The sequence below is a fragment of the Limnohabitans sp. 2KL-27 genome (assembly GCF_001269345.1).
GTDB lineage: Bacteria > Pseudomonadota > Gammaproteobacteria > Burkholderiales > Burkholderiaceae_C > Limnohabitans_A.
Genome location: NZ_CXOP01000002.1, coordinates 80,004 through 102,023 on the forward strand (window position 1 = coordinate 80,004; position 22,020 = coordinate 102,023).

21 protein-coding genes are annotated in these 22,020 nt (G+C 58.9%); 7 read left to right on the forward strand and 14 right to left on the reverse strand.

What is annotated here, in order from left to right; translation table 11 throughout:
• Positions 1–97: 97 nt before the first annotated feature.
• From LHAB_RS02990 to LHAB_RS03015, 6 genes are all read right to left on the reverse strand, one after another.
• On the reverse strand, positions 98–766 hold the full coding sequence (locus LHAB_RS02990; RefSeq protein WP_194943066.1) for an excisionase family DNA-binding protein: 669 nt from the start codon (positions 764–766) through the stop codon (positions 98–100).
• A 183-nt stretch (positions 767–949) separates the two neighbouring features.
• Entirely contained in the window at positions 950–2,011 is a 1,062-nt protein-coding gene (locus LHAB_RS02995) for a fimbrial protein (protein ID WP_090043913.1), read from the reverse strand.
• 80 nt (positions 2,012–2,091) lie between these two features.
• Positions 2,092–4,737: a fimbria/pilus outer membrane usher protein gene (locus LHAB_RS03000; protein ID WP_090043914.1), complete on the reverse strand. Its 2,646-nt coding sequence runs from the start codon at positions 4,735–4,737 to the stop codon at positions 2,092–2,094.
• On the reverse strand, positions 4,734–5,486 hold the full coding sequence (locus tag LHAB_RS03005) for a fimbrial biogenesis chaperone (RefSeq protein WP_194943067.1): 753 nt from the start codon (positions 5,484–5,486) through the stop codon (positions 4,734–4,736). The genes LHAB_RS03000 and LHAB_RS03005 overlap by 4 nt, the downstream gene beginning before the upstream one ends.
• 55 nt (positions 5,487–5,541) lie before the next feature.
• Entirely contained in the window at positions 5,542–6,072 is a 531-nt protein-coding gene (locus LHAB_RS03010) for a fimbrial protein (RefSeq protein ID WP_194943068.1), read from the reverse strand.
• An 80-nt stretch (positions 6,073–6,152) separates the two neighbouring features.
• Entirely contained in the window at positions 6,153–6,677 is a 525-nt protein-coding gene (locus LHAB_RS03015) for a fimbrial protein (protein WP_090043917.1), read from the reverse strand.
• A gap of 156 nt (positions 6,678–6,833) precedes the next feature.
• Between LHAB_RS03015 and LHAB_RS14600 the strand changes: the two genes are divergently transcribed.
• Positions 6,834–7,043, forward strand: coding sequence for a hypothetical protein (locus LHAB_RS14600; protein WP_194943069.1), 210 nt, complete (start codon positions 6,834–6,836; stop codon positions 7,041–7,043).
• Here the strand turns inward: LHAB_RS14600 and LHAB_RS03025 are convergent.
• Together LHAB_RS03025 and LHAB_RS03030 are read right to left on the reverse strand one after the other, a co-directional pair.
• The gene (locus LHAB_RS03025) at positions 6,974–8,899 is read right to left on the reverse strand and encodes a sensor histidine kinase (RefSeq protein WP_194943070.1); all 1,926 of its coding nucleotides are present in this window, start codon (positions 8,897–8,899) and stop codon (positions 6,974–6,976) included. The genes LHAB_RS14600 and LHAB_RS03025 overlap by 70 nt on opposite strands.
• Positions 8,886–9,548 (reverse strand): response regulator, encoded by a 663-nt coding sequence (locus LHAB_RS03030; RefSeq protein ID WP_090043920.1) that lies wholly within the window; start codon positions 9,546–9,548, stop codon positions 8,886–8,888. The genes LHAB_RS03025 and LHAB_RS03030 overlap by 14 nt, the downstream gene beginning before the upstream one ends.
• A 446-nt stretch (positions 9,549–9,994) precedes the next feature.
• On the opposite strand from LHAB_RS03030, the gene LHAB_RS03035 reads away from it, so the two are divergent.
• The 6 genes from LHAB_RS03035 to LHAB_RS03060 are packed head-to-tail and all read left to right on the forward strand — an operon-like array spanning position 9,995 to position 15,003.
• Positions 9,995–12,082, forward strand: coding sequence for an ATP-dependent helicase (locus tag LHAB_RS03035; protein ID WP_090043921.1), 2,088 nt, complete (start codon positions 9,995–9,997; stop codon positions 12,080–12,082).
• Positions 12,079–12,555 (forward strand): hypothetical protein, encoded by a 477-nt coding sequence (locus LHAB_RS03040; protein ID WP_194943071.1) that lies wholly within the window; start codon positions 12,079–12,081, stop codon positions 12,553–12,555. Before LHAB_RS03035 ends, LHAB_RS03040 begins: the two co-directional genes overlap by 4 nt.
• A gap of 14 nt (positions 12,556–12,569) precedes the next feature.
• The gene (locus LHAB_RS03045; protein WP_090043922.1) at positions 12,570–13,253 is read left to right on the forward strand and encodes an energy transducer TonB; all 684 of its coding nucleotides are present in this window, start codon (positions 12,570–12,572) and stop codon (positions 13,251–13,253) included.
• A gap of 37 nt (positions 13,254–13,290) precedes the next feature.
• Complete coding sequence (locus tag LHAB_RS03050) at positions 13,291–14,103, forward strand: MotA/TolQ/ExbB proton channel family protein (RefSeq protein ID WP_090043923.1); 813 nt, start codon at positions 13,291–13,293, stop codon at positions 14,101–14,103.
• Positions 14,103–14,543 carry an ExbD/TolR family protein gene (locus LHAB_RS03055; RefSeq protein ID WP_090043924.1) on the forward strand — a complete coding sequence of 147 codons (441 nt, stop codon included), beginning with the start codon at positions 14,103–14,105 and terminating at the stop codon, positions 14,541–14,543. Before LHAB_RS03050 ends, LHAB_RS03055 begins: the two co-directional genes overlap by 1 nt.
• Positions 14,544–14,571: 28 nt before the next feature.
• Complete coding sequence (locus LHAB_RS03060; protein WP_090043925.1) at positions 14,572–15,003, forward strand: ExbD/TolR family protein; 432 nt, start codon at positions 14,572–14,574, stop codon at positions 15,001–15,003.
• A 135-nt stretch (positions 15,004–15,138) separates the two neighbouring features.
• On the opposite strand, the gene LHAB_RS03065 is transcribed toward LHAB_RS03060, so the two are convergent.
• The 6 genes from LHAB_RS03065 to LHAB_RS03090 all read right to left on the reverse strand — a co-directional run bounded on the left by LHAB_RS03065 (position 15,139) and on the right by LHAB_RS03090 (position 22,009).
• On the reverse strand, positions 15,139–16,125 hold the full coding sequence (locus LHAB_RS03065) for a tripartite tricarboxylate transporter substrate-binding protein (protein ID WP_090043926.1): 987 nt from the start codon (positions 16,123–16,125) through the stop codon (positions 15,139–15,141).
• 166 nt (positions 16,126–16,291) lie between these two features.
• Positions 16,292–17,554, reverse strand: a complete 1,263-nt coding sequence (locus tag LHAB_RS03070) for a phenylacetate--CoA ligase family protein (protein ID WP_090043927.1) — start codon at positions 17,552–17,554, stop codon at positions 16,292–16,294.
• 44 nt (positions 17,555–17,598) lie between these two features.
• Positions 17,599–18,408, reverse strand: a complete 810-nt coding sequence (locus LHAB_RS03075) for an ABC transporter ATP-binding protein (RefSeq protein WP_090043928.1) — start codon at positions 18,406–18,408, stop codon at positions 17,599–17,601.
• Positions 18,409–18,544: 136 nt separating this feature from the next.
• Positions 18,545–19,882, reverse strand: a complete 1,338-nt coding sequence (locus tag LHAB_RS03080; protein WP_090043929.1) for an ABC transporter substrate-binding protein — start codon at positions 19,880–19,882, stop codon at positions 18,545–18,547.
• A 108-nt stretch (positions 19,883–19,990) separates the two neighbouring features.
• Complete coding sequence (locus tag LHAB_RS03085) at positions 19,991–21,067, reverse strand: branched-chain amino acid ABC transporter permease (protein ID WP_090043930.1); 1,077 nt, start codon at positions 21,065–21,067, stop codon at positions 19,991–19,993.
• A gap of 12 nt (positions 21,068–21,079) precedes the next feature.
• Positions 21,080–22,009, reverse strand: coding sequence for a branched-chain amino acid ABC transporter permease (locus tag LHAB_RS03090; RefSeq protein WP_090043931.1), 930 nt, complete (start codon positions 22,007–22,009; stop codon positions 21,080–21,082).
• Between the last annotated feature and the right edge of the window lie 11 nt (positions 22,010–22,020).

Below are 22,020 nucleotides of genomic sequence, written 5' to 3' on the forward strand. Positions count from 1 at the left end.
ACTGGATTGATGGGATTACTCCGTCATGTCGGCGTGCTTTGACAGGTCATTCCACAGGTCATGCTTCAACGCCCAGCTGCTGCGCTGCAGCGAGGGTTCAGGCCAGCCTGGTATCGAGCCTCAGAAATCCCAGCCGATAACCGGTCAAGAATTCGGGGGTGAGCTGGGTGTTCAACAACAACGCCACTTTTTCAAGGTGCTCTCGAGCAGTGCTGCTCAGCACCGCACTGTTGTATATGACGAAATGGGTCTTGTCGTCCACCGAGCGCTCCAACTGGGACCAGTTCATCCACTCGATCTCTGCATTGATGAATATGTGCTTGATCTTGGCATGGGCATTCAACAATTCCATCGGGTTTGAAACGGTTTGAAAGCAATCGTCACCCCCCAAACGATCGAACGCGATGGGGTCTTGGTTGTCGCCGTGCCAGATATAGAAACCCACCTCTGACTGTGGCGGCTGAGCAGGTTCATGCGCCAAGTCCAAAGCCATGTTGTTGCGTTTCTTGAAGTTGATCAGCTCACCATAAGAAATTCGACGGTGGCCGCCCGGGGTCAAATACCCCGTGAGAACACCCGCATCAACCAGCTTTTGCACCGTCCCCACGGACATGTTCAGTTTTTTGGCCGCAAAAGCTGTCCCCACATACGCATGGCCATCGTGAGATTTGGGATTCATTTCAATTTCCTTCTGGGTTTGATTTCTCGATTCCACGCAGTAATTATCAATACCTCCAAAAAGAAAAAAATAGCTTGTTTTTGCCATTTGATGGCTTTGAACTGCCTCATTGAAGTCATTCGCAGTGGCCTTGGAAGCCCCAAAAAAAAGCTGGCAACAAAGCCCATCATCAGCACCCTTTGGTGAGGTGCATACGCTGGGCCGGAAAAAGATGGCTCATGTCCACGTGCGCTTGGCCTCAACCCAAAGCGTTAGTCTGCCGCCTCACCCTCACTGGTAGGTCATGTTGAACGTGACCACCCCGCGCACATTGCCCGCCGTGGCCTGGCCGGTGGCGTAGTAGCGTGCCGAAAAGTTCGCGCTGTAGGTGCCCGACGTGATGCCCGTGGCGATGGTGGACGTCGCGTTGTTGGCAATCGGGTTGTTGTTCGCATCGCGAATCTGGATTTCCACATTGCCCGCAGGCGACGTGGCGCTGTTGGCAATGGTGGTGGCGGTCGCGCCAGGCGTGAATGACCAATTGGCGTTGGCTATGTAGGTGCCTGTGGCTAGGGCCGAGCAGCCGGTCAGTGTGATGGAAAACGGCTGCACCCCGGCCGTGTCACCGGAATTTCTCAACTGCAGCTGCGAGACGGTTGGCAAGGTGACGGTGGACGTTGAGGGGGTCACTACGCAAGCAGTAGTTATAGCCCCCAGGGTAACGGGCGTGGGGTCGGCGTAATTGCCACCGTTATATGCAGTAGCCGTCATCGGAAAGTTCGTGGTGGAGGTGTTGATGGCTGCGCCCGATGTGCTGACCACCACGTTCAACGAAATGGTGACGACACAACCATAGGATGCCTGTGCGCTGACGCCCAGAACAAAGCCGTTTGCGTCCCAGCGGGTGGAGTAATTGGGCCCTGGCGTTGAGGACAAACTTCCATTGACGCTGTGGTCTTTGTTGCACGCATTCCAATCCGATATGGTGGAGGTCGGGGTACTAATGGGCGTGATGATCAAGCCGCCTGCAAAAGTCCGGGGCGTGTTGCCCATAAACAATTCAACAATGCCCAGTCTATAGCCTGAATCATCAGAGGCGCAATTTGCCGTAGCGGTCAGGGTGCCTGTGTAAATGGTGATGCCCGCAGACGGGTTTTGGCTCACCAAAAACTTTCCACCCCCTGCGCCATCGGTGCGCAAATTGGCGTGGGGCGTGAAGGTGGTGTTCATATTGACGCAAACAAAGGTGGCTGCATGCGCCGTACCAGCCGACAAGGCCCAGACCCCGGCCAGCAGCACCAGCGTCTTCAGCCAGCGGCGCACGTTGAGAAGTTGAGAAATGAAAGCAGTCATGGTGCGGGGCGGTCAGTGGGTGAATGGATCAGGATGAGGACCTGGGGTCGTTGAGGGGTGTGGCGCACTGCCGTGTCGGTTCAGTTGGCACTCAGCTGCACCCCGTCTGCGGGGGTTGTGCTGGGCGCGGTACCGATGACAGGCTGAGCACCCGGTTTGCCCGGGCGCTGCACCGTGCGGCATTGGCCCTGGATGTGCTGGATGGCGGCCCGGTTGCCGGTGGCGGGAACCTGGTAGGCGATCTCGCACAGCTCGCCTTGGGGGCCGTCGATGTCCACATACAACACACCACTGGCCAGGGCCACGTGGGCTTGCAGCTTGCCGCCCTGCCCGATGGCCCCAACCACCTGCCCTGACGCGTCGGTCACCGAGGCGCCAAAGGGCAGTCGGCTGCCTTTGTCGGCGTCGAGTTGCATCACGAGGAAGTAGCTTTTTTCGGTCTCAAATTTGACGTAGCTGACGGTGCCTGCCCGTGGCACGACTTTTTCGGTGGAGTTTTTGAAGCTGGTGTCAAAGCCGAGGTTGTTGCTGTCGATCTCAATCGCGTTCAGCGCATAGGGCTCGAGGTAAGGGATCACCGCAAAGTGGCGGTCATTGATGTTGACGCGGTGGAGGTAGCGCAACGAGGCGCCTTCGGCCCCAGGGGCTTCGACGATGGCCACGGTGTCACCAAGGGTTTGCGACGCGGTCACGCCGCCCCGGTGCACCACCAACCCGCCCGATGCGCTGAACGAGTACTGCGTGTAATGGCGGCCTTGACCCAGCGAGGCGCGCAGCGTGGCTTTGTCGCCGGTGTAACTGCCGTTGAGCCCGGAGGTGGTGCCTTGGGCTCCATCGGAGGCCGACAGGCCGTAGCCGTATTCTTGCTGTGCACCCAAGGTGCCGTACACCGACGCTTGTGTGGACGTCGGAACCACGTTGCCCGTGTTCACAGAAACGTGTGCGGAGGGCGCAGCTCTGCCCGAGCCCAATGGCATGGACACGGTGACCGTCAGGCGGTCATCTTGCCTGGCGTTGGTGTAGGTGCGGATGGCGGACAAGCCCAGCTGGACAGCGCCCCAATGCCTGTGCCAGCCGACTTGGTATTGCGTGGAAGGGGGCACGCCTTTCCAAGCGGTGGATTTGGCGTAATTGGCGAACAACGAGCCCGCACGGCCCAGGTTTTGGCTCAGCGAAAGGTCCAGCCGTTTTTTCACGGGCCCGGCCAAGGTGCCAAAAAACCGACCTGGGCTGAGCTGGCCAATGGCCTCGCGCAGACCGTAGTAGTCCTCGGAACTTTGCAAATAGGTGGCCAGGGCCACGTTGGTTTTTGTGGCGGGCACCACGGCTGTCCAGCCGAATTTGTGGCTGTCGCCTTTGTAGCGCAGCCCGGTGGGCGTGGTCAGGTCCGATTGCAAGCTGGCCGCCGAGAAAGAGCCCAAAGGCGTGCCCAAGGTGACCCCCAAGCTGTGGGCCCGGTAGGCGTCAGAGGCCACAAAGCCGCCGTTGAGTGTCAACCAATCGTTCAGGCCATATTGCAAGGTCCCGACGGTCATGTGCACATTGGTCGTGAGGTTGCCTTCGTCCAGCTCGCCCGTGGACAGGTGGTAGCGCACACTGCCTGCACGCAAGAGCTGCGGCGTGGACGCATAAGGCACCACGTAACTGAATTGGATGCCACTGTTCTCGGTCACGGTCACGGTCAGGTCGCCGCCGTAGCCGGTGGCGTAGAGGTCATTGATTTCAAAAGGCCCGGGGGCAACCGAGGTTTCATAGATCACCATGCCGTTTTGTGACACCGTCACCTTGGCGTTGGAGTTCGCAGTGCCGCGAATGGTGGGCGCATAGCCCCGCATGGAACTGGGCAGCATGCGCTCGTCGCTGGCCAAGGTCAGGCCGCGCATGGATGCGCTGCCGAAAAACGTGCCTTCTGTGTAGGTCGAACCCAGCGTGAGTGAGCCCTTCAAGGGGGTGACATCGGTGCGCACATGGGTGTTGAGGGATCGGTACTGGTTCAACTTGCCTTGGTTGCCGGTCAAGGTGCCGGTGTGCCGCAAGCGAAATGCGCCGATATTCAAACCTGCTTGCAAACCCAAAAAAGTGCTGCTGGTGGTCGTGGCCGAGCCGTTGGACGTGCGGGTGTTGTACTGGTTGAAGTTGTAGTTGAGGGTGCCCGCTGTGACGCCGTCGCTCCATTCGCTGGGGGAGACATGCCCACGGGGTTTGCGCAGCAGGAATTTTTGGGGGACGGTCAGCTCCAGACGCAAGTCGCTGAAGACCACCTGCGCGGTCGCATCGGGCACCTGCTGTGGCAAATTCAGGCACGCATTTGAGGGATCGGCGCTGTTGGGACGAGCGGCTGGCGGTGCGCTCTGGCCAGTTTCTTTGGCCACGCCTTCGTAGTCGATCGGGATTTGCGCCATCAAGGTGCCGCTCAGACACGCCACGGCCGTGGCTTCGGATTCGGCCTCTTGGACCTGCACGTCATGTTTGCCCAGCCAGGTGCTGTTGAGGTACACATCCAGCCGGTAACGCCCGGCCATGACGGGGTTGCCTTTGGCAAATTTTTGGATGTCTTTGCCACGCACACCGCCAAAGAGCATGCTGCTGTCAAATTCCACCAGGGCCAGCTCTTGCGCTGGCGTCTGTTTGGTTGTGGTGGCCTGCCGCTGGAGTCCATTGGCATGGCCGATACCGGTCAAACTGGCGGCCACCAAAGCCCACCCGGTGCATGCGAGGGGCTTCATTTTTTGTGCGCCCCCAGGTGAAAGACCGCGTCGCTGGTGGCACCCAAGTCGTCAATCACTTTGTAGCGCACGTCGGTGATTGGGGTGCTTTTGTCGGCCTTCTCGGCCAGCTCAAACGTCACGGATTCGGAGGCGTTGGGGGCGATCATGGTGAACATGGGTTTGCTCACGCGCACACCCTGGCTTTGCAAACTGACATCGCCAATGGAGATGTAATAGGGCGTGGGGTTGAACACCGTGTACTTCAAGCCAGCACCATCGGCGCTTTGCCATTGCAGCTTGGCCCCCATTTTTGAGACTTCGTCTTTGAGGGCGGCGGGTCGGTAAAACACTTTCAAGCGGGTGCGCACCGCAAACTGCAGCGTGTTGGCGTCGGGGGCCACTTTGGCTTTGGGTGGGACTTGGTAAATGTTGAGCCAATAAATGCTTTCGCGGTCTTGGGGCATGGCTTCGCCGGTATGGATCAAGCGCAAGGTTTGTCCTTTGCCAGGGTCGATCCGGGCCAGTGACGGCGACAGCAAAAAGGGGACGTTGATGCTCTCTGGCGAGGCTTTGCTGTCCCCTTTGTCGAGCCAGGCTTGGACCAAGGCGGGTTGCTCACCCGCGTTCGTCAAGTGGATGGAGACCTCTTTGGCGGTGGACACATAGACGAAACGTGTGCCACTGCTGACCACGGAAGCCTGGACACTGCCGATCACCCACCCCTGCAAGGCCAGGGCCATCAAGATTCGGAATAGATTGCTTTTCATAGACTCACAATTTGATTTCAATGAACGGGACGCACTGCGCGGGTGGTGCATCCGATCAGTTGTAGACCATGGAATACGTGACGCTGGACTGGACGGTGCCGGGCGTGACCAAACCAGTAGCTATATAGGCAACTCTGAAATCCAAACGGCCCGCATTGGAAAAGATGTTGTTGGTGAATTGCGGGTACTGAATGCCGCCGAGGGAGACCAGGTCGGTGGCGCCACCATCGGCGGTTTTGATGACCAATTCGACATTGCTGGCGGCTCCGCTGCTGGCCGTGTTTTTCAAGGTGTCATCAAACGAGAGCACATTGGGGCCGTCTTCGAAAGAAACATTGGCCCCTGTGATACTGGCATTGCAATTGGAGACGGCAATGGAGAATTGTGTTTCGCCAGCTTGGTCATAAAGCGTGGCCAAACTGGACACAGGCACAGTAGGCAAGATCACCGTGAAGTTCGCTGGTGCTGTGATGGTGCATGTCTCGGTTTTCAAGTTGCCACCGAAGGTGATGGTGCCATCCGACGCGCTGGCTGCCAGCGGCGCAAGTGCAGTGGCCAGGGTCAAGGCCCAAATTTTTGTGTTCATGGAGTGTCTCGCTGGGGTGAGAGGTTTCGGTGCAGGGCGCATCGCGGCGCCCCATGGGTCTAACGGGGCGCCGGGCTTGATCAGTTGTAGACGACTGAATAAGTCAGCGTGGAAGAGACTGTTCCCGCCGTGCTGACGCCTGTGGCGAAGTAGCGCACCGCGTATTCCAATACGGCGCCGCCAGAAACAATGTTGTCGGCCTGCAGCGTGTATTGAGGTTCGCTGTAAGGTTTGCTCAGGTTGATCGCTGCACCAGAAGCGGTGAGCAATTGGAGGTCTACGTTGGCGGCCGTACCAGTGCTCTTCAAGCGGCCAGTGCTGGAATCCACATTGGGGCCCGCTTCAAAATATGCGTTGGCATCGGTCAGCCCAACATTGCATCCGGTGATGGCGATCACAAAGCGGGTGGTGCCAGCTGTATCGTTGGCTTGGGCCAGTGTGCTGGTGCTCACGGTGGGCAAGGTTACCGTGAAGGTGGGTGTTCCAATGGTGCAAGTGACTGCTGACACGGCACCCGTGAATGTGATGGTGCCGTCCGAAGCGCTGGCGACCATGGGGGACAAAGCAGCGGCGGCAGTGGCCAAGGCCAAAAGTTTGTGTTTCATGTGGTTCCTTTTGAGGTTCGTGGGTTTTGTCTTTTTTTGCTCGTGCAGACTGGCAAAAGCATCTTCATTATTTGGATTTCAAGGGCCTTTGGAATCACCAAAATGAATGGTTTTCAAGGCTGAAATAGCGCAAACAAGCCATTGAGGCTGACTGTTTTGAGGGGTGTGCGTCACAGCGGCCATGGGCCTGCGCGGGCCGATGGCAAAGGCGTGGTGGTGGCGATGGCCCGCGAGGGCGGCGGGCAGCAGGTGGCGGGCGGCGGGCACTGCGGCCTGCGCCGCAAAACATCAAGGGATCAAGGCGCGCTGATGAGCGGCATCTGGATGTGGATGCAGGTGCCTTGGGACACGGGTTTGGCGGTGTAAATGGCGCCGCTTTGCAGGGTGCGCAAGGCAATGCCTTGCAGTCCGCGACCGCCCTGGGTGGTGGATGGCCCAGGGGCCTGCACATTGATGTGGGGTGGGAGGCCAATGCCGTTGTCGGTGACCATCAACTCAATCATGAGGTCCGACTGTTGGAACTCCACCAGGATTTCGGTGGCCCGGGCGTGTTTGATGGCGTTGGCCAAGAGCTCCTGCAGAATGCGCAGCAGGTTCATGTGGTGCCTGGGGAACAGGTGGATGGCGTGGGTGTCGTCGATGTCGTATTGGAAATCCAAATCCAGGCTGCTGATTTTGGATTCCAGGTCGATGCAGTAATCAAAGATGGCCGATTGGATGTCGCCCGTGCTGTCCACGTCGGTGTTGATGATCAGGCGCAAATCATCCAGGCAGCTTTTGATTTGGGCTTCCATGTCCACGGGTGTCAACACGCCTTGCCGGGCACTGAACAAAGTGGCAATCAGGCGAGAGCCGATGCCGTCGTGCACGTCTTGGTAGATGCGTTCACGCTCGAGGTTGGCCGCGCTTTGCCTTTGCAGTTTGGATTCGTTGTAAAAACTGATCTTCAATTGCCTTTCTTTTTCAATCAGGGCCCGCTCGAGTTCTTGGTTGTTGGAGGCTATTTTTTTCATGTACTCCATCCTCTCTTCGAGCCAGATTTGGGCCATGACGATCAGCATGAAGGGCAAGCCCAAATGGATGAAATACACGTGCTCGGAGACAAAGAAATAAGCCATCCAAGAGGATGGGTTGAAGTCGAACGTGTGGATCAAACCCGTGAGGATCAGGTAATCGTGAAAACCAATAAAAATGGTGAGGAGAGATTGCACAAACAAGGCAGTGCTGGACCCTTTTTTCTCGCGCAGCGCGTAAAAACCCAGTTGAACCACGGCGTACAAATACACCACCAACAGTGGGAGTGACCAAAAGATGTTCAGGCTGTTTTCTATTTGGCCTTCAAAAAGTGCATAAAGAATGGCCGCGCTTGCGGCGTACAAGGCCAAGCACTGGCCTTGTGATGGTGTCAAAGGCCGATGGCAGTGCTTCAAAATGTGCAGCGGCAAAACCGCAAGCAATATGCCTTCCAATAGGTAGCCCGACAAGCGCCATGTTTTGTGCCACTCCAATGGCACGTATTCCCACATGGCCAGCGCGTACAGCGATGACCATGAAATGGTGATGATGCCCACGATGCCGTAACTGTTGCCGCTGCTTTTGGATGACCAAGCTCCGATCATGAAAAAACCCACCAACAAAGCAAAGAAGTGGGTGGCGCTGGCCAGCACGTGGGTGATGTAAAAGAGGATTTCGTACACCACCCGCACGTCGTGCGAATACCCCAAGTAGGCGCGAGGAATCAACCAAAAGGGTTCACGCGTGGAATTGACCACGGTCAATTCGTTGTCGCGGCCATCCCAATGGAGCAGCGCATTGGGCAACTGCAACAAGGTCGGTTTGTACCAGGCCCAGCGGGCTTTTTCGTCGGAAGTGGGAAAGTTCAACAACCAGACGCCGTTGATGTAGAAATCGCCCCCGTTGATGGCCTGAAAAAAAATCAGGCTGCGTGCGGAATCGCTGGCTTTTTCTTCGGGACTCAAAGTTTCGTTGAGCTTGAATGTGAAACGGGCCGTCGAATGCGACAACTCGCTGCGGTCTTCAATCGATTGGAAATGCGGCAATGTGACCGACTGGGCCTGCGAATCGATGCTCACATGGGCTTGCGAAATGGGCTGTAAGTTGTAGCCACTCAAAGTGTGAAACACGGCCAAAGCCAAAACCAGGATCGAGCCAAACAAAATGAGGCTGGACCACTGGAGCAGTTGTTTTTTAAACGAGGCCATTTTCTTTGGCGACAAAAACAGCCAAGGAGCGCGAACGCACATTGAGTTTTCTGTAGATATTGCGCAAGTGCTGGTTCACGGTGTGCGGGGAGATGTTGAGGCGATCGGCGATGAGGATGATGCTCAAACCGAGTGCCAATTGGGTCAGCACATCGACTTCGCGTGCGCCGAGTTGGAACCGGGCAATGGCTTGTGCGCGGGCCTGATGGCTGGCGGGCTCTTTGGGCGATTCTGAAAGTTGCTGGATGAGGATTTTGGCAATGGGCGCGCTGATGGGGGATGCGCCGTTGTGCAGGGCCACGATTTTTTCGATCAAGGCCTGGCTGGATTCGTCTTTGAGCAAATACCCCTTGGCGCCTGCTCGGATGCTGCGGCCCACATGTTTGGCGTCACCAAAGGTGCTGAGCACCATGCTTTGTGCATGGGCACAGTGTTCCTGGATGTAGGCAATGACGTCCACCCCGTCGACGTCGGGCAGCCCGAGGTCGACCAGGTAGACATCGGTGATGTCTTGATCGATCAGCGCCATGGCTTCAGCACGGTGGCCTGCCGATCCTGTCAAAACACACAGATTGGATGACCGGATGATGGATTCCAAATGGGTGCGAACAGATTGGTCGTCTTCAATGATGGCGACAGAAATGGTCATGGATGGGCTCTTTTAAAGCGGGGCGCCATTTCAAGCAGATTCAGGCCATTGTGGATGCATAAGTGCGTATTAAATTCTACATACACTAGGATTTTTGCCACCCCATACCCACAAACTGTAGGCTTTTGGCCATGGCGGAGGTCGTTTGGCGGAGCTTGAATCGGGATCGGCAGCTGCATGATTGACGATTTTCGGATTATGAATCGATAGCAATATCTAAATTGCTTCGGAGTGCGGCCATTTTCTGACTTATCTTTTGGGGTTGGAATAGCCTATTTAAGTCATTGCCTCGCTGGTTGGTCCCTTTGTTGGGCAGGGCTGGCACGGGTTTGAGCACGCATGGGTACAGGCGTCTGGACGCCTCGCAGGCCCGCGTGCGTCGCCCTGGCAAACGGCTATCATGGCCCGCTTTGCTTTGCCTTCTTGGCCCCCAACCCCCTCCCCCCATGTCAGCCGGACTCAACAACGCCCAACTCGACGCCGTGAACTATGTTTCAGGCCCCTGCTTGGTGCTGGCCGGGGCGGGTTCGGGCAAAACGCGGGTGATCACGCACAAGATCGGTCGCCTGATCGAGGCCGGGCTGGAGCCCCGGCGCATCGCGGCCATCACCTTCACCAACAAGGCGGCCGCCGAAATGCGCGAGCGCGCCAAGCAGCTGATTGACCGCGCTGCCAAGGACGTGCTGATTTGCACTTTTCACGCCTTGGGCGTGCGCATCATGCGCGAAGACGGCCATGTGCTGGGCCTCAAGCCCCAATTCAGCATCATGGACGCGGACGATGTGACCAGCATCCTCAAAGACTGCGGCGGCACCACCGATGCGGCCACCGCCCGCCAATGGCAATGGACCATCAGCCTGTGGAAAAACATGGGGCTGAACGCCGAGCAAGCGGCAGCGCAAGCGCCCGACGACCATGCCCGCGTGATCGCCCGCATCATGGCGCTGTACCAAGAGCGGCTGAGCGCGTACCAAAGCGTGGACTTTGACGACCTGATCGGCATGCCGCTGAAGATGCTGGCCGAGTACCCCGAGGTGCGCGAGCGCTGGCAGGCCAAGATGGGCCATGTGCTGGTGGACGAATACCAGGACACCAACGCCACCCAATACGAGGTGCTCAAACACCTGGTGGGCGAGCGGGCCCGCTTCACGGCGGTGGGCGATGACGACCAGTCGATCTACGGCTGGCGCGGGGCGACCCTGGACAACCTCAAGCGCCTGCCGGTGGATTTCCCGCAGCTCAAGGTCATCAAGCTGGAGCAAAACTACCGCTCCACCAGCGCCATCTTGCGGGCGGCCAACCACGTGATCTTGCCCAACCCCAAGCTGTTTCCCAAAACCCTGTTTTCAGAACTGGGCGAGGGCGAGCCGGTGCGGGTGGTGGACGCGGTGAACGAAGAGCACGAAGCCGACCGGGCGGTGGCGCGCATCCAGTCGATCCGCAGCGGCCACTCGCTCGGCTCCCCCCACCGCGAATTCAAGGACTTTGCCATCCTGTACCGGGCCAACCACATGGCCCGCCCATTTGAGCAGTCGCTGCGCCGCGCCAACATCCCCTACAAGGTCTCGGGCGGGCAGAGCTTTTTCGACAAAGCCGAGATCAAAGACCTGTGCGCTTGGTTTCGCCTGTGGATCAACAACGACGACGACCCGGCTTTTTTGCGGGCCATCACCAGCCCCAAGCGGGGCATAGGCCACCAGACGCTGGGCCAGTTGGGCACCTTTGCCACGCAATACAAGCTCAGTCTTTTCGAAGCCTTGTTTGCGGGCAGCTTGCCCAGCGCGGTGAATGCCCGCGCCATTGCTGGCTTGCACGAGTTTGGCCGCTACATCAACGATTTGGAGCACCGGGCCCGCCACACATTGGGCAAAACGGACGCCCTGGCTTTCTTGCTGGCGTGGTTGCAGGAGATTGGCTACGAGTCGCACCTGTACGACGGCGAAGACAACGAAAAAGTGGCTGCGGCCCGCTGGACCAACGTGCTCGAGTTTTGCGACTGGATGGCCGGGCGCTGTGGCGGTGAGATCGACGACGTGACAGGGGCTCAAACAGGGGCCGAGGCTTCTGACACCAAAAACCTGCTGGAGGTGGCGCAAACCATCTCGCTGATTTCCACCCTGAGCGAACGCGAGAAAGACCAAAACGTGGTCACGCTGTCGACCCTGCATGCCTCCAAGGGTCTGGAGTGGCCGCATGTGATGCTGGTGGGCGTGAACGAAGGGCTGCTGCCCTTCAAGCTCGGCGACGACGACAGCACCCCCGGCGCCACCCCCGAGGGCATCTTGCTGCGCCTGCAGGAAGAGCGCCGCCTGATGTATGTGGGCATCACCCGCGCCAAGCGCAGTCTGGCCGTGAGCTGGACCCGCCGCCGCAAAAAAGGCCGCGAAACCGTGGCCGCCCTGCCCAGCCGCTTCATTGCCGAAATGCGGCTGGACGAAAACACCACCAAGGAAGACCCGCGCGAAAAACTCAAGGCGCTGCGGGCCGAATTTGCGCAACGCGCCGCCGATGCGGCCGCGAAAGCACAGCCATGACCGAACACCTTTTGGCCTTTTCCACCGTCAGGCGAACCGCACTGGGCCTGCTGACAGCGCTCTTGCTCAGCGCTTGCGCCACGCCGTCCGCACGCAAGGCCTGCCCCTCGGGGCCCGAGGTGCGGGCAGACATGCTGCACGGCGTGTGGCAAGTTCACATGGCAGGCATGTCGGCGCCGTGGACCTTGCACTTGGGGCCCCACCCGGAACACACGGGCAGCCTGCGCGGCGAACTGGTGCAAGGGCTGCAGCGTTGGCCCGTGGTGGCCGATGTGGACGATGGCGAATTCACCCTGGAAGAGTCACGCGACGGGCTGCGCATATCGGCCACTTGGCTGGGCACCCCCGCTGCAGGGCATTGCGGCCGGCTGATCGAAGGTCACCGGTATGAGAAAGATCAAAAGGGCCAAAGTTTTCGTTTGGTTCTCACGCAAAATACGGGCCCACAGACCCCCTCTGCGCCCGTTCACTGACCTGCCCCACCCCCATGTCTGAGAGCACCTACCTTCAAGCACCGCCCAAGCGCAAGCTGCTGGGACTGGGGGTGGTCGTGGCTTTGCATGCTGTGTTGTTCTGGGCCATCCAGGCGGGGCTCACGCGCACCGTGATCGACAAAATGCCGGTGGTGGTGCAGGCGCTGCTGCTGGAAGAAAAGCGGCCTGAATTGCCGCCCCAGCCACCCGCCCCGCCCCCCCCGCCCAAGCCGACACCCCCACCTCCTTCGCCACCACCTCCTTTGCCACCGGCCTATGTGCCGCCTGCCGTGACACCGGCTGCGGCGCCCCCGCCCCAGGCCATCGCGGCCGTGAGCACCACGCTGCCACCGCCTGCACCCAAAGCCGCGCCCACGCTGCCTGCCGCGCCAGCGCCAGCTGCGCCTGCCATCGCCCCGGTCCGCACCACCGCAGGCGTCAACATCGCCCAATGCGACAAGCCCGATTACCCCGCGGCCTCTCGGCGCATGGAAGAAGAAGGCACGGTGGGTTTGCGGTTTTTGGTGGGCGTGGATGGCAAAGTCATACAGTCCGAGGTGGCCAAAAGCTCTGGCTACAAACGCCTGGACGAAGCCGCACGCGCTGGTTTGGCCAAGTGCCAGTTCAAACCGGCCACCGTCGACGGCAAACCCGAACAAGCCTGGACCACCATCCAATATGTGTGGCGGCTCGAATGACCCCCCTGATTCAACGGATTTTTAAGGAAACGCCAACATGTTCAACACTTTGAAGCACAGCCTGCTGGCCGCTGTGGTGTGTACCGGCCTTTTGTTCACAGGCCTGAGCCAGGCCGCACCCGATGCGGCCACACCGACCTCGGCCTCGGCCACCGCTGCTGCCAGTCTGGTGCCTGCCCCGGCGACGGCCCCGCAAGACAACCCTTATGGCCTGGGCGCACTGTGGGCGCAAGGTGATGCAGTAGCCAAGGGCACGCTGCTGGTTTTGGTGCTCATGAGCATGGGCAGTTGGTATGTGATCTTCACCAAATTCACCGCCCAATCCAAACTGCACCGCTTTGCCCAAACAGCGCAGGCCAACTTCTGGTCTGCAGGCTCGGTGCGCCAAGCGGCCGATGCGCTGGAGGCCGACAGCCCGTTTCGCTTCATTGCCGAAAAAGGCCTGGAGGGCGCCTCCAAACACGAGGGTTTGCTGGGCAATGTGGACTTCAACACCTGGGTGACGATGAGCATCCAGCGGGCCATGGGCACGGTGCAAAGCCGCCAGCAAGATGGCCTGGCGGTGCTGGCCACTGTGGGCTCGACCGCACCTTTTGTCGGTTTGTTTGGCACGGTGTGGGGCATCTACCATGCGCTGGTCAAGATCGGCATGTCGGGCCAAGCCAGCATCGACAAAGTGGCTGGCCCGGTGGGCGAAGCGCTCATCATGACCGCCATTGGCCTGGCCGTGGCGGTGCCTGCGGTGCTGGGCTACAACTGGCTGGTGCGGCGCAACAAGGTGGCGATGGAAGCGGTCAATGCCTTTGGCGCTGACCTGCACGCCGTGCTGCTGGCCTCGGCCAAAAAGTGATGGGCATGAACCTCGGCCCTTCTCTGGGCAACATTTTGGGCACGACCGACGATGACGAGGTCATCGGCACCATCAACACCACGCCGCTGGTGGATGTGATGCTGGTGCTGCTGATCATTTTCTTGATCACCATCCCGGTGGTCACCACCTCGATCAAGGTGGAGCTGCCCAAAGAGCCCAACGTGGTGCGCGAGGCCAAGCCCGAGACCGTGGTCATCTCGGTCAACCGGGCCGGGCAAATTTACCTGTACGACACCCCGATCCCGTCCACCCGGGACCTCCAAACTCGGTTGGAAAAATTTGCCGCCATGAAGCCGCAACCCGATGTGCAAATTCGGGGCGATGCACAAAGCGCCTTCGAGTCGGTGGGCCGCGTCATGTACGCGGTCCAACGAGCAGGCATCACCCAAGTGGGCTTCATCACCGACCCGGCTCCCTGATGCGCATCACCCCAACAAGGACCCCCACATGGCCATGAACCTGGGCACCGGCAGCACCGACGAATCGGAAGTGATGATGGACATCAACACCACGCCGCTGATCGACGTGATGCTGGTGCTGATCATCATGCTGATCATCACCATCCCGGCGCAATTGCACGCGGTCAACCTCGACATGCCCGTGGCCAGCAGCGCTGCGCCACCGCTGGAGCCTGTGGTGATTCGGCTCGACATCGAGGCCGACAGCCGACTGCGCTGGAACGGTCAACTGCTGGCCGACCGGCCCGCCCTGGAGGCCCAACTGGCCGAGGCTGCGGCGCGACAACCCCAGCCTGAACTGCACATCCGTTCGCATGCCCAAGCGCAGTACGCGGCCACCGCCGCCGTGCTGGCCAGTGCACAGCGTCTGGGCCTGAAGAAGCTGGGCATCCTCGGCACCGAGCGCTTTGCCGGCCCGTGACTGGCATGCCCTGGGCATGGGCTGCACCGCTCACTCATCTGGGAAACCGATCACGTCGGGCATGACAGCGTCTTGGTGACGCGCCCAAAGAAAAAGCCGCTTCAAGAAGCGGCTTTTTTCAGGGTCTGAACAGCATCAGTCGGCGTACTTGCCGCCAGCGTCCACGGCTGCTTTGATCTTGACCATCTCGGCAGCCACAAACTTCTTGTGCTCTTCAGGTTCAACACGTTTGTCGTTCACCACCAAAGCGCCCAAGCCTTCGTTCTTCTTGATGAACTCAGGGTCCTTCAGGGCTTTTTTCAGGGCCTCGTTCAAAGATTTGGTGACCGCTGCAGGCGTGCCTTTGGGGGCATACAAACCGTGCCAGATGGTCAGGTTGAAACCCTTCAAACCCATTTCTTGCAAGCTGGGGTAGTGCTTGAGCACAGGGTGCGTGCTCAGCGGTTTTGCGGTTGTGACCGCGAAAGCCTTGACGCGTCCGCCTTCGATCTGGCCGGTGGTGTTGGTGGTCTGGTCACACATGACATCGACCTGGCCGCCAATCAGGGCCGTCATGGCTGGACCTGTGCCGCCGAACGGGATGGTGGTCATCGCGTCTTTGGTCTGCAGATTCGATTGCCACAAGAGGCCACAGAGGTGCGATGCTGAACCCAGACCTGCGTGGGCGATGTTGAGTTTGCCGGCGTTGGCGCGGATGTAGTTTTCAAAGTCGCGGTAGGTGTTGGCAGGCAACTGGGGCTTGCCGACCAAGGTCATGGGCACATCGTTGACCATGCCCAGATATTCAAAGTCTTCCAGCGGCTTGTAAGACAACTTGCGGTACAGAGCAGGGGTGGCAGCCATGCCGATGTGGAACAACAAGAGCGTGTGGCCATCAGGGTTGGCTTTAGCGACTTTGTTGGCGCCGATCGTGCCGCCCGCGCCTGCGGCGTTTTCAACCACGAAGTTGCTGCCGGGAATCTGCTTGCGCATGGCTTCGGCCAAGTCGCGTGCGACGCGGTCTGTCGGGCCACCGGCAGCAAAAGGCACCACGATGGAAACCGGCTTGGTGCCGGGGAAATTTTGGGCTTGGGCACCCACCGAAACAGCGGCCAAAGCGGCCAGAGCGATCCATTGCTTCATCTGAAACTCCTGAAATTGATTGAACAGTTTAAAACTTCAAGAGTGTCACGAAATGGCGGAAACTACTTAGCGGCTAACCCTTGTATGCCCTTGATTTTATGAAGGAATTGCAACACCCAGCCCAGCGCCACGCCCGCAGGGCAAACGTGTCCTGAAAACCAAAGGTTTATTGGTAGCTGCGGGCGTCTTCGATCACCTTGCCATCGTTGGCCAGGCTGCCTGACTTGACCAGGTGCACGTCGCCACGCAGCTTGGTCACATCGCGCACCGCCTCGGACACCCGGGCCTTCAGGGCCTCATCGCTCAAGTGGGCGGTCTCCACGTGCAAAGCCATTTGGTCATTGGCCATCTCACCGGTCACCACCAAACGGGCTTTGCTCACTTCGGGGAAGCGTTTGACGATTTCGGCCACCTGGCCGGGGTGCACAAACATGCCCCGGATCTTGGTGGTCTGGTCGGCGCGGCCCATCCAGCCTTTGATGCGCTGGCCGGTGCGGCCGGTGGGGCACATGCCGGGCAGGATGGCCGACAAGTCACCTGTGCCAAAACGGATCAGCGGGTAGTCGGGGTTGAGAACCGTCACGACCACTTCACCCACTTCGCCCTCGGGCACCGGGTCACCGGTGCCGGGACGCACGATCTCGACGATCACGCCTTCGTCCAACACCAGGCCTTCGCGCGAAGCGGTTTCGTAAGCGATCAGACCCACATCGGCGGTGGCGTAGCACTGAAAAACGGCTACGCCCCTTTGTAAAAACCACTCACGAAGAGAAGGGGGACAGGCCTCGCCAGACACCAAGGCTTTGGTGAAAGACAGCTTTTGCCCGGTTTCCTGGGCCTTTTCAATCAAAATTTTAAGGAAACTGGGCGTGCCCGAGTAAGCGACCGGACGCAGATCGGCCACGGCAGCGAGTTGCTGCTCCGTGTTGCCCACGCCGCCCGGAAAAACGGCACAGCCCAGCGCATGGGCACCGCTTTCCATGATCCAGGCGCCGGGCGTCAAGTGATAACTGAAGCAGTTGTGCACCAGATCACCCGCGACAAAACCTGCGGCCGACATGGCGCGTGCAGCACGCCAGTAATCCGCTGCGTGGCCCTCTGGCTCGTAAATCGGACCAGGCGACTGGTAAATGCGACGCACGCCAGTTGTTCGGACCATGCCTTTCCAACCAATCGTCGAAAAACCGCCCAATGGGTCTTGGGCGCGCAGCGCCTGTTGGCGCTCCAACAACTGCTGTTTACGCAAAACAGGCAGGCGAGCCAGAGCCGCACGGGTGTTCACGCTTTCGGCGTCCACATCCTGAAGCAACTGCGCAAAAGCGCTTGTGTGGGCCTTGGCATTGGCGATCTGCCCGGGTAGAGCCGACATCAGCGCGGCCTCGCGCTCTTGGGGTGAACGTGTTTCCAACGTGTCAAAGTGCTGCGACATGTGTGACTTTCCTGGGTACTGCGGGGAAAACGAATCTGTCAATCTCAAGCCAACCAACGCTTGCGGCGCTTGTAGCTCTTGACGTCTTTGAAGCTCTTGCGCTCACCGCCGCCCATGCCCAGATAAAACTCCTTCACATCCTCGTTGGTGCGCAGATCGGCTGCAGCGCCATCCATCACGATGCGACCCGACTCCATGATGTAACCGTAATCGGAATACTTCAGCGCCATGTTGGTGTTTTGCTCAGCGATCAAGAAAGTGACTTTTTCTTTCTCGTTGAGGTCTTTGACGATGTTGAACACCTCTTCCACAATTTGGGGGGCCAGGCCCATGGAGGGCTCGTCCAACAACATGACGCTGGGACTGGTCATCAAGGCACGGCCAATGGCACACATCTGCTGCTCACCGCCCGAGGTGTAGGCCGCTTGCGAGGTACGGCGGGTTTTCAGGCGCGGGAAGTAGGTGTAGACCTTGTCCAGGTTGGCCGCGATCTCGCCCTTGTCGGTGCGGGTGTAGCTGCCGGTCATCAGGTTTTCTTCGATGGTCAGGTGGGCAAAGCAGTGGCGACCTTCCATGACCTGCACCACACCCCGGTTGACCAAGTCGGCAGGCGTGAGGTTTTCGATGCGCTCGCCGCGCAGCTCGATGGAGCCCTTGGTCACCGCGCCGCGCTCGCCTTGCAGCAAGTTGGAGATGGCGCGCAGCGTCGTGGTCTTGCCCGCGCCGTTGCCGCCCAACAAAGACACGATGCCTTGCTCGGGCACCTGCAGGGACACGCCCTTGAGCACCAGGATGACGTGGTTGTAAATGACCTCGATGCCATTGACGTTCAGAACAATGTTTTTGTCGCTCATGGACTGTGCCTTTTCAAATTCTGGGGGTTCAAGCCAAATGGAACCGCTGCACGCAAGGGTTTCATTTGGCAGCTGCCGGTGGCGCGAACCACCGAGCAGCTGCAGCCCGCCGCTTGCGCAGCGGGCTGTTCACCGATCAGGACTGGCAATCCGCAGGGGTGCGGCGTGTCAGCTTTTTCTCGCCAGCGTACTTGTCGGCCGACGATTTCACGAGCGGCTTGATGATTTGCTCATCAGCCTGCAACCAGTCGGAAGCCCAGACAAATTTGCTGCCATCCCATGTGTGGACGCGGGCCCAAGCAGAACCCATGTGGTCAGCGCAAGAAGTGGAGACAGGACGCATCACGCCCTTGAAGCCCAAGGCATCCAACTTGGCTTGCGTCAAGTTGAGGTTCTCATAACCCCAGCGAGCTTGTTCGCCGGTCATGACTTTGCCCTTACCGTACTTCTCTTGCGCTTGGCGCACACCTTCAACGGCCAACATGGCACCGACCACACCACGCATGTACAGCACTTCACCGACCTCAGTCTTGGGGCCTGTGCCTTGTCCCTTGTTATGGACTTTGGCCAAAATTTCCTTGACCACTTCAGCTTGGGGCTCAGCACCGTGCTGCATCATCACGGCGTTGTAGCCTTTGGCAGCCGCACCGATGTCCTTGATGTCTGGTTCAGCGCCAGACCACCAGGTGCCAAACATTTTTTCACGTGGATAACCGGTCGCAATGGCTTCTTTGATCGAAGTAGCGGTCATCACGCCCCATGTTTGCAACATCACGTAGTCAGGGCGTTGCTGGCGAATTTGGAGCCAGATGGCTTTTTGCTCAACGCCGGGCGCGGGGATAGGCAACAACTGCAGGGTGAAGCCATGCATCGCTGCACGTTCTTGAACGATGGGCAACAACTCCTTGCCAAACGGACTGTCGTGGTAACCCACGGCGATTTTTTTGCCTTTGAGTTGGTCCCAGCCACCGGCTTGCTTGGCGATGTGCTGCAAGAGCACGTCACCCGCGACCCAGTAGTGGCCAATCAAGGGGAAGTTCCACTTGAAAACGCCGCCATCTGCCGAGTCACTGCGACCGTAGCCCGAGGTGATCATGGGGATCTTGTCGCCTGGGATTTTTTCGGTCAGAGCAAAGGTGATGCCGGTCGACAGGGGCTGGAATACGGTCGCGCCACCGTGCTTGCCCTTGAGGCGTTCGTAGCACTCCACACCACGGTCCGTGGCGTATGCGGTTTCACACTCTTCCACCAAGGTTTGCACGCCGTTGATGCCGCCGCGCAGGTTGACCAGTTTCATGTAGTCGGCGTAGCCATTGGCAAATGGCGTGGCGTTAGGGGCTACCGGTCCGGTACGGCCCGTCAGACTCGGGAAAAACTGTACTTTGGCTTGCGCCATCACGGCTGTGCTGGTGACCACAGCGGACAAACCTGCACAGGCCAAAGTGGCCAGCAGAGCTAACTTTTTGAGTTTCATGGAACTGTCTCCTTCAATCGTGTTAAAAAAATCAATGGGCCCATCATGAGAGCGGTGTTGGTGTGCCAGCCCGGCTGATGTCAGCCAACTTTGACACACCCGCACCACTCAGTGCGGGAAGGGCCACAACCGCAACTTCTGTTTGGTAATGCTCCAGAGCTTGGCCAGACCGTGGGGTTCGGCAATCAAAAACCAGACGATCAGCGCACCAAAAATCATGTACTCGGCATGGGATACAGCCGCAGTGGAAATTTCCACGCCCACCAAAGCACCCACAGCGGGCAAAAATTGGTTCAGGAAAATCGGCAAGATCACGATGAAGGCCGCGCCAAAGAAGCTGCCCATGATGGAGCCCATGCCGCCGATGATGACCATGAACAAGAGCTGGAAGGAGCGGTCAATCGAGAAGGCCGCAGGCTCCCATGAACCCAGGTGCACAAAGCCCCACAGGCCACCGGCCACACCCACAATGAATGAGCTCACAGCGAAGGCGCTGAGCTTGGCGTAAACGGGCCGAATGCCGATCACCGCAGCGGCCACGTCCATGTCGCGGATCGCCATCCACTCGCGACCAATGGCGGAACGCACCAAGTTTTTGGCCAACAAACCAAACACCACCAAGAAAGCCAGACAAAACAGGTATTTTTCAACAGGGGTGTCCACCACCCAACCCATGACCTGCAAATTCGAAACGGCAACAGAACCTGACGAACTGTTGTTCGTGAACCAACTGATGCGGCTGAAAGCCCAATCGCAAAAAAACTGGGCTGCCAATGTCGCCACGGCCAAATACAGGCCCTTCACGCGCAGGCTGGGAATGCCAAAGAACATCCCCACCAAGGTGGCGAAAAAGCCCCCGGCCAACAGTGCAACGATCAGCGGCATGCCCTCAATACGCACGTAGGTGTTGTAGGCCATGTAGGCCCCCACCGCCATGAACGCGCCCGAACCCAGCGAAATCTGACCGCAGTAACCCACCAGGATGTTCACCCCCAAAGCCGCCAGCGACAGGATGAGGAAGGGAATCAGGATGGCGCGGAACATGTACTCATCGGCCATGAAGGGCACACCGATGAAAGCGAAGGCGATGAGCGCCAGAATGGCCCAGCGGTCTTGCGCAATCGCAAAGATCTGCTGGTCGCTGCGGTAAGAGGTCTTGTACTGACCGTTTTCTCTGTAGAACATGTTTTTCTCTCCTTACACGCGGTCGATGATTTTTTCGCCGAACAGGCCTTGCGGACGGAACAGCAAGAACACCAGCGCCAGCACATAAGCAAACCATATTTCGATGCCGCCGCCCACATAGGGGCCAAGGTACACCTCGGACAGCTTTTCACCCACACCGATGATCAGGCCGCCGATGATGGCGCCGGGCACCGAGGTCAGGCCCCCCAAAATGATCACCGGCAAGGCCCGCAAAGCCACGGTGGTGAGCGAGAACTGCACGCCCAACTTAGAGCCCCAGATGATGCCAGCCACCAAGGCGGTGATGCCGGCCACAAACCAGACGATCACCCAGATGCGGTTGAGCGGGATGCCAATCGACTGTGCCGCTTGGTGGTCGTCGGCCACCGCACGCAGAGCACGACCGGTGCTGGTTTTTTGGAAGAAAAGGGACAACACCACCACCAGCAAAGCGGCAATGCACGCGGCATAGACGTCTTCCAGACTGATCAACACTCCGCCATCAAAAACGGACTGGAAAAGAAAGACCGGTTCTTTGGGCATGCCGACATCGATTTGGTAAATGGCACTGCCAAAGATCGTCTGGCCCAGGCCGTCCAGGAAATAGGTGATGTCCAAGGTGGCCATCAGCAAGGTCACGCCTTCTTGGTTGACCAGGTGGCGCAACACCAAGCGCTCGATCAACCAGGCCAGCACAAACATGATGGCGGCAGCCAGCACAAAAGCGATCAGGTTGCCCAAGAGCTTGTCTTCGATGCCCAGCCAGCCGGGAATCCATTCGGAAAAACGCGCCATGGCCAAAGCCGCGAACAAGACCATCGCACCTTGCGCGAAGTTGAACACGCCCGAGGCTTTGAAAATCAGCACAAAGCCCAGCGCCACCAGGGCATAGAGCATGCCGGCCATGAGGCCGCCAAAAAGAGCTTCCAGGAAAAATGCCATGTCTTGTTCTC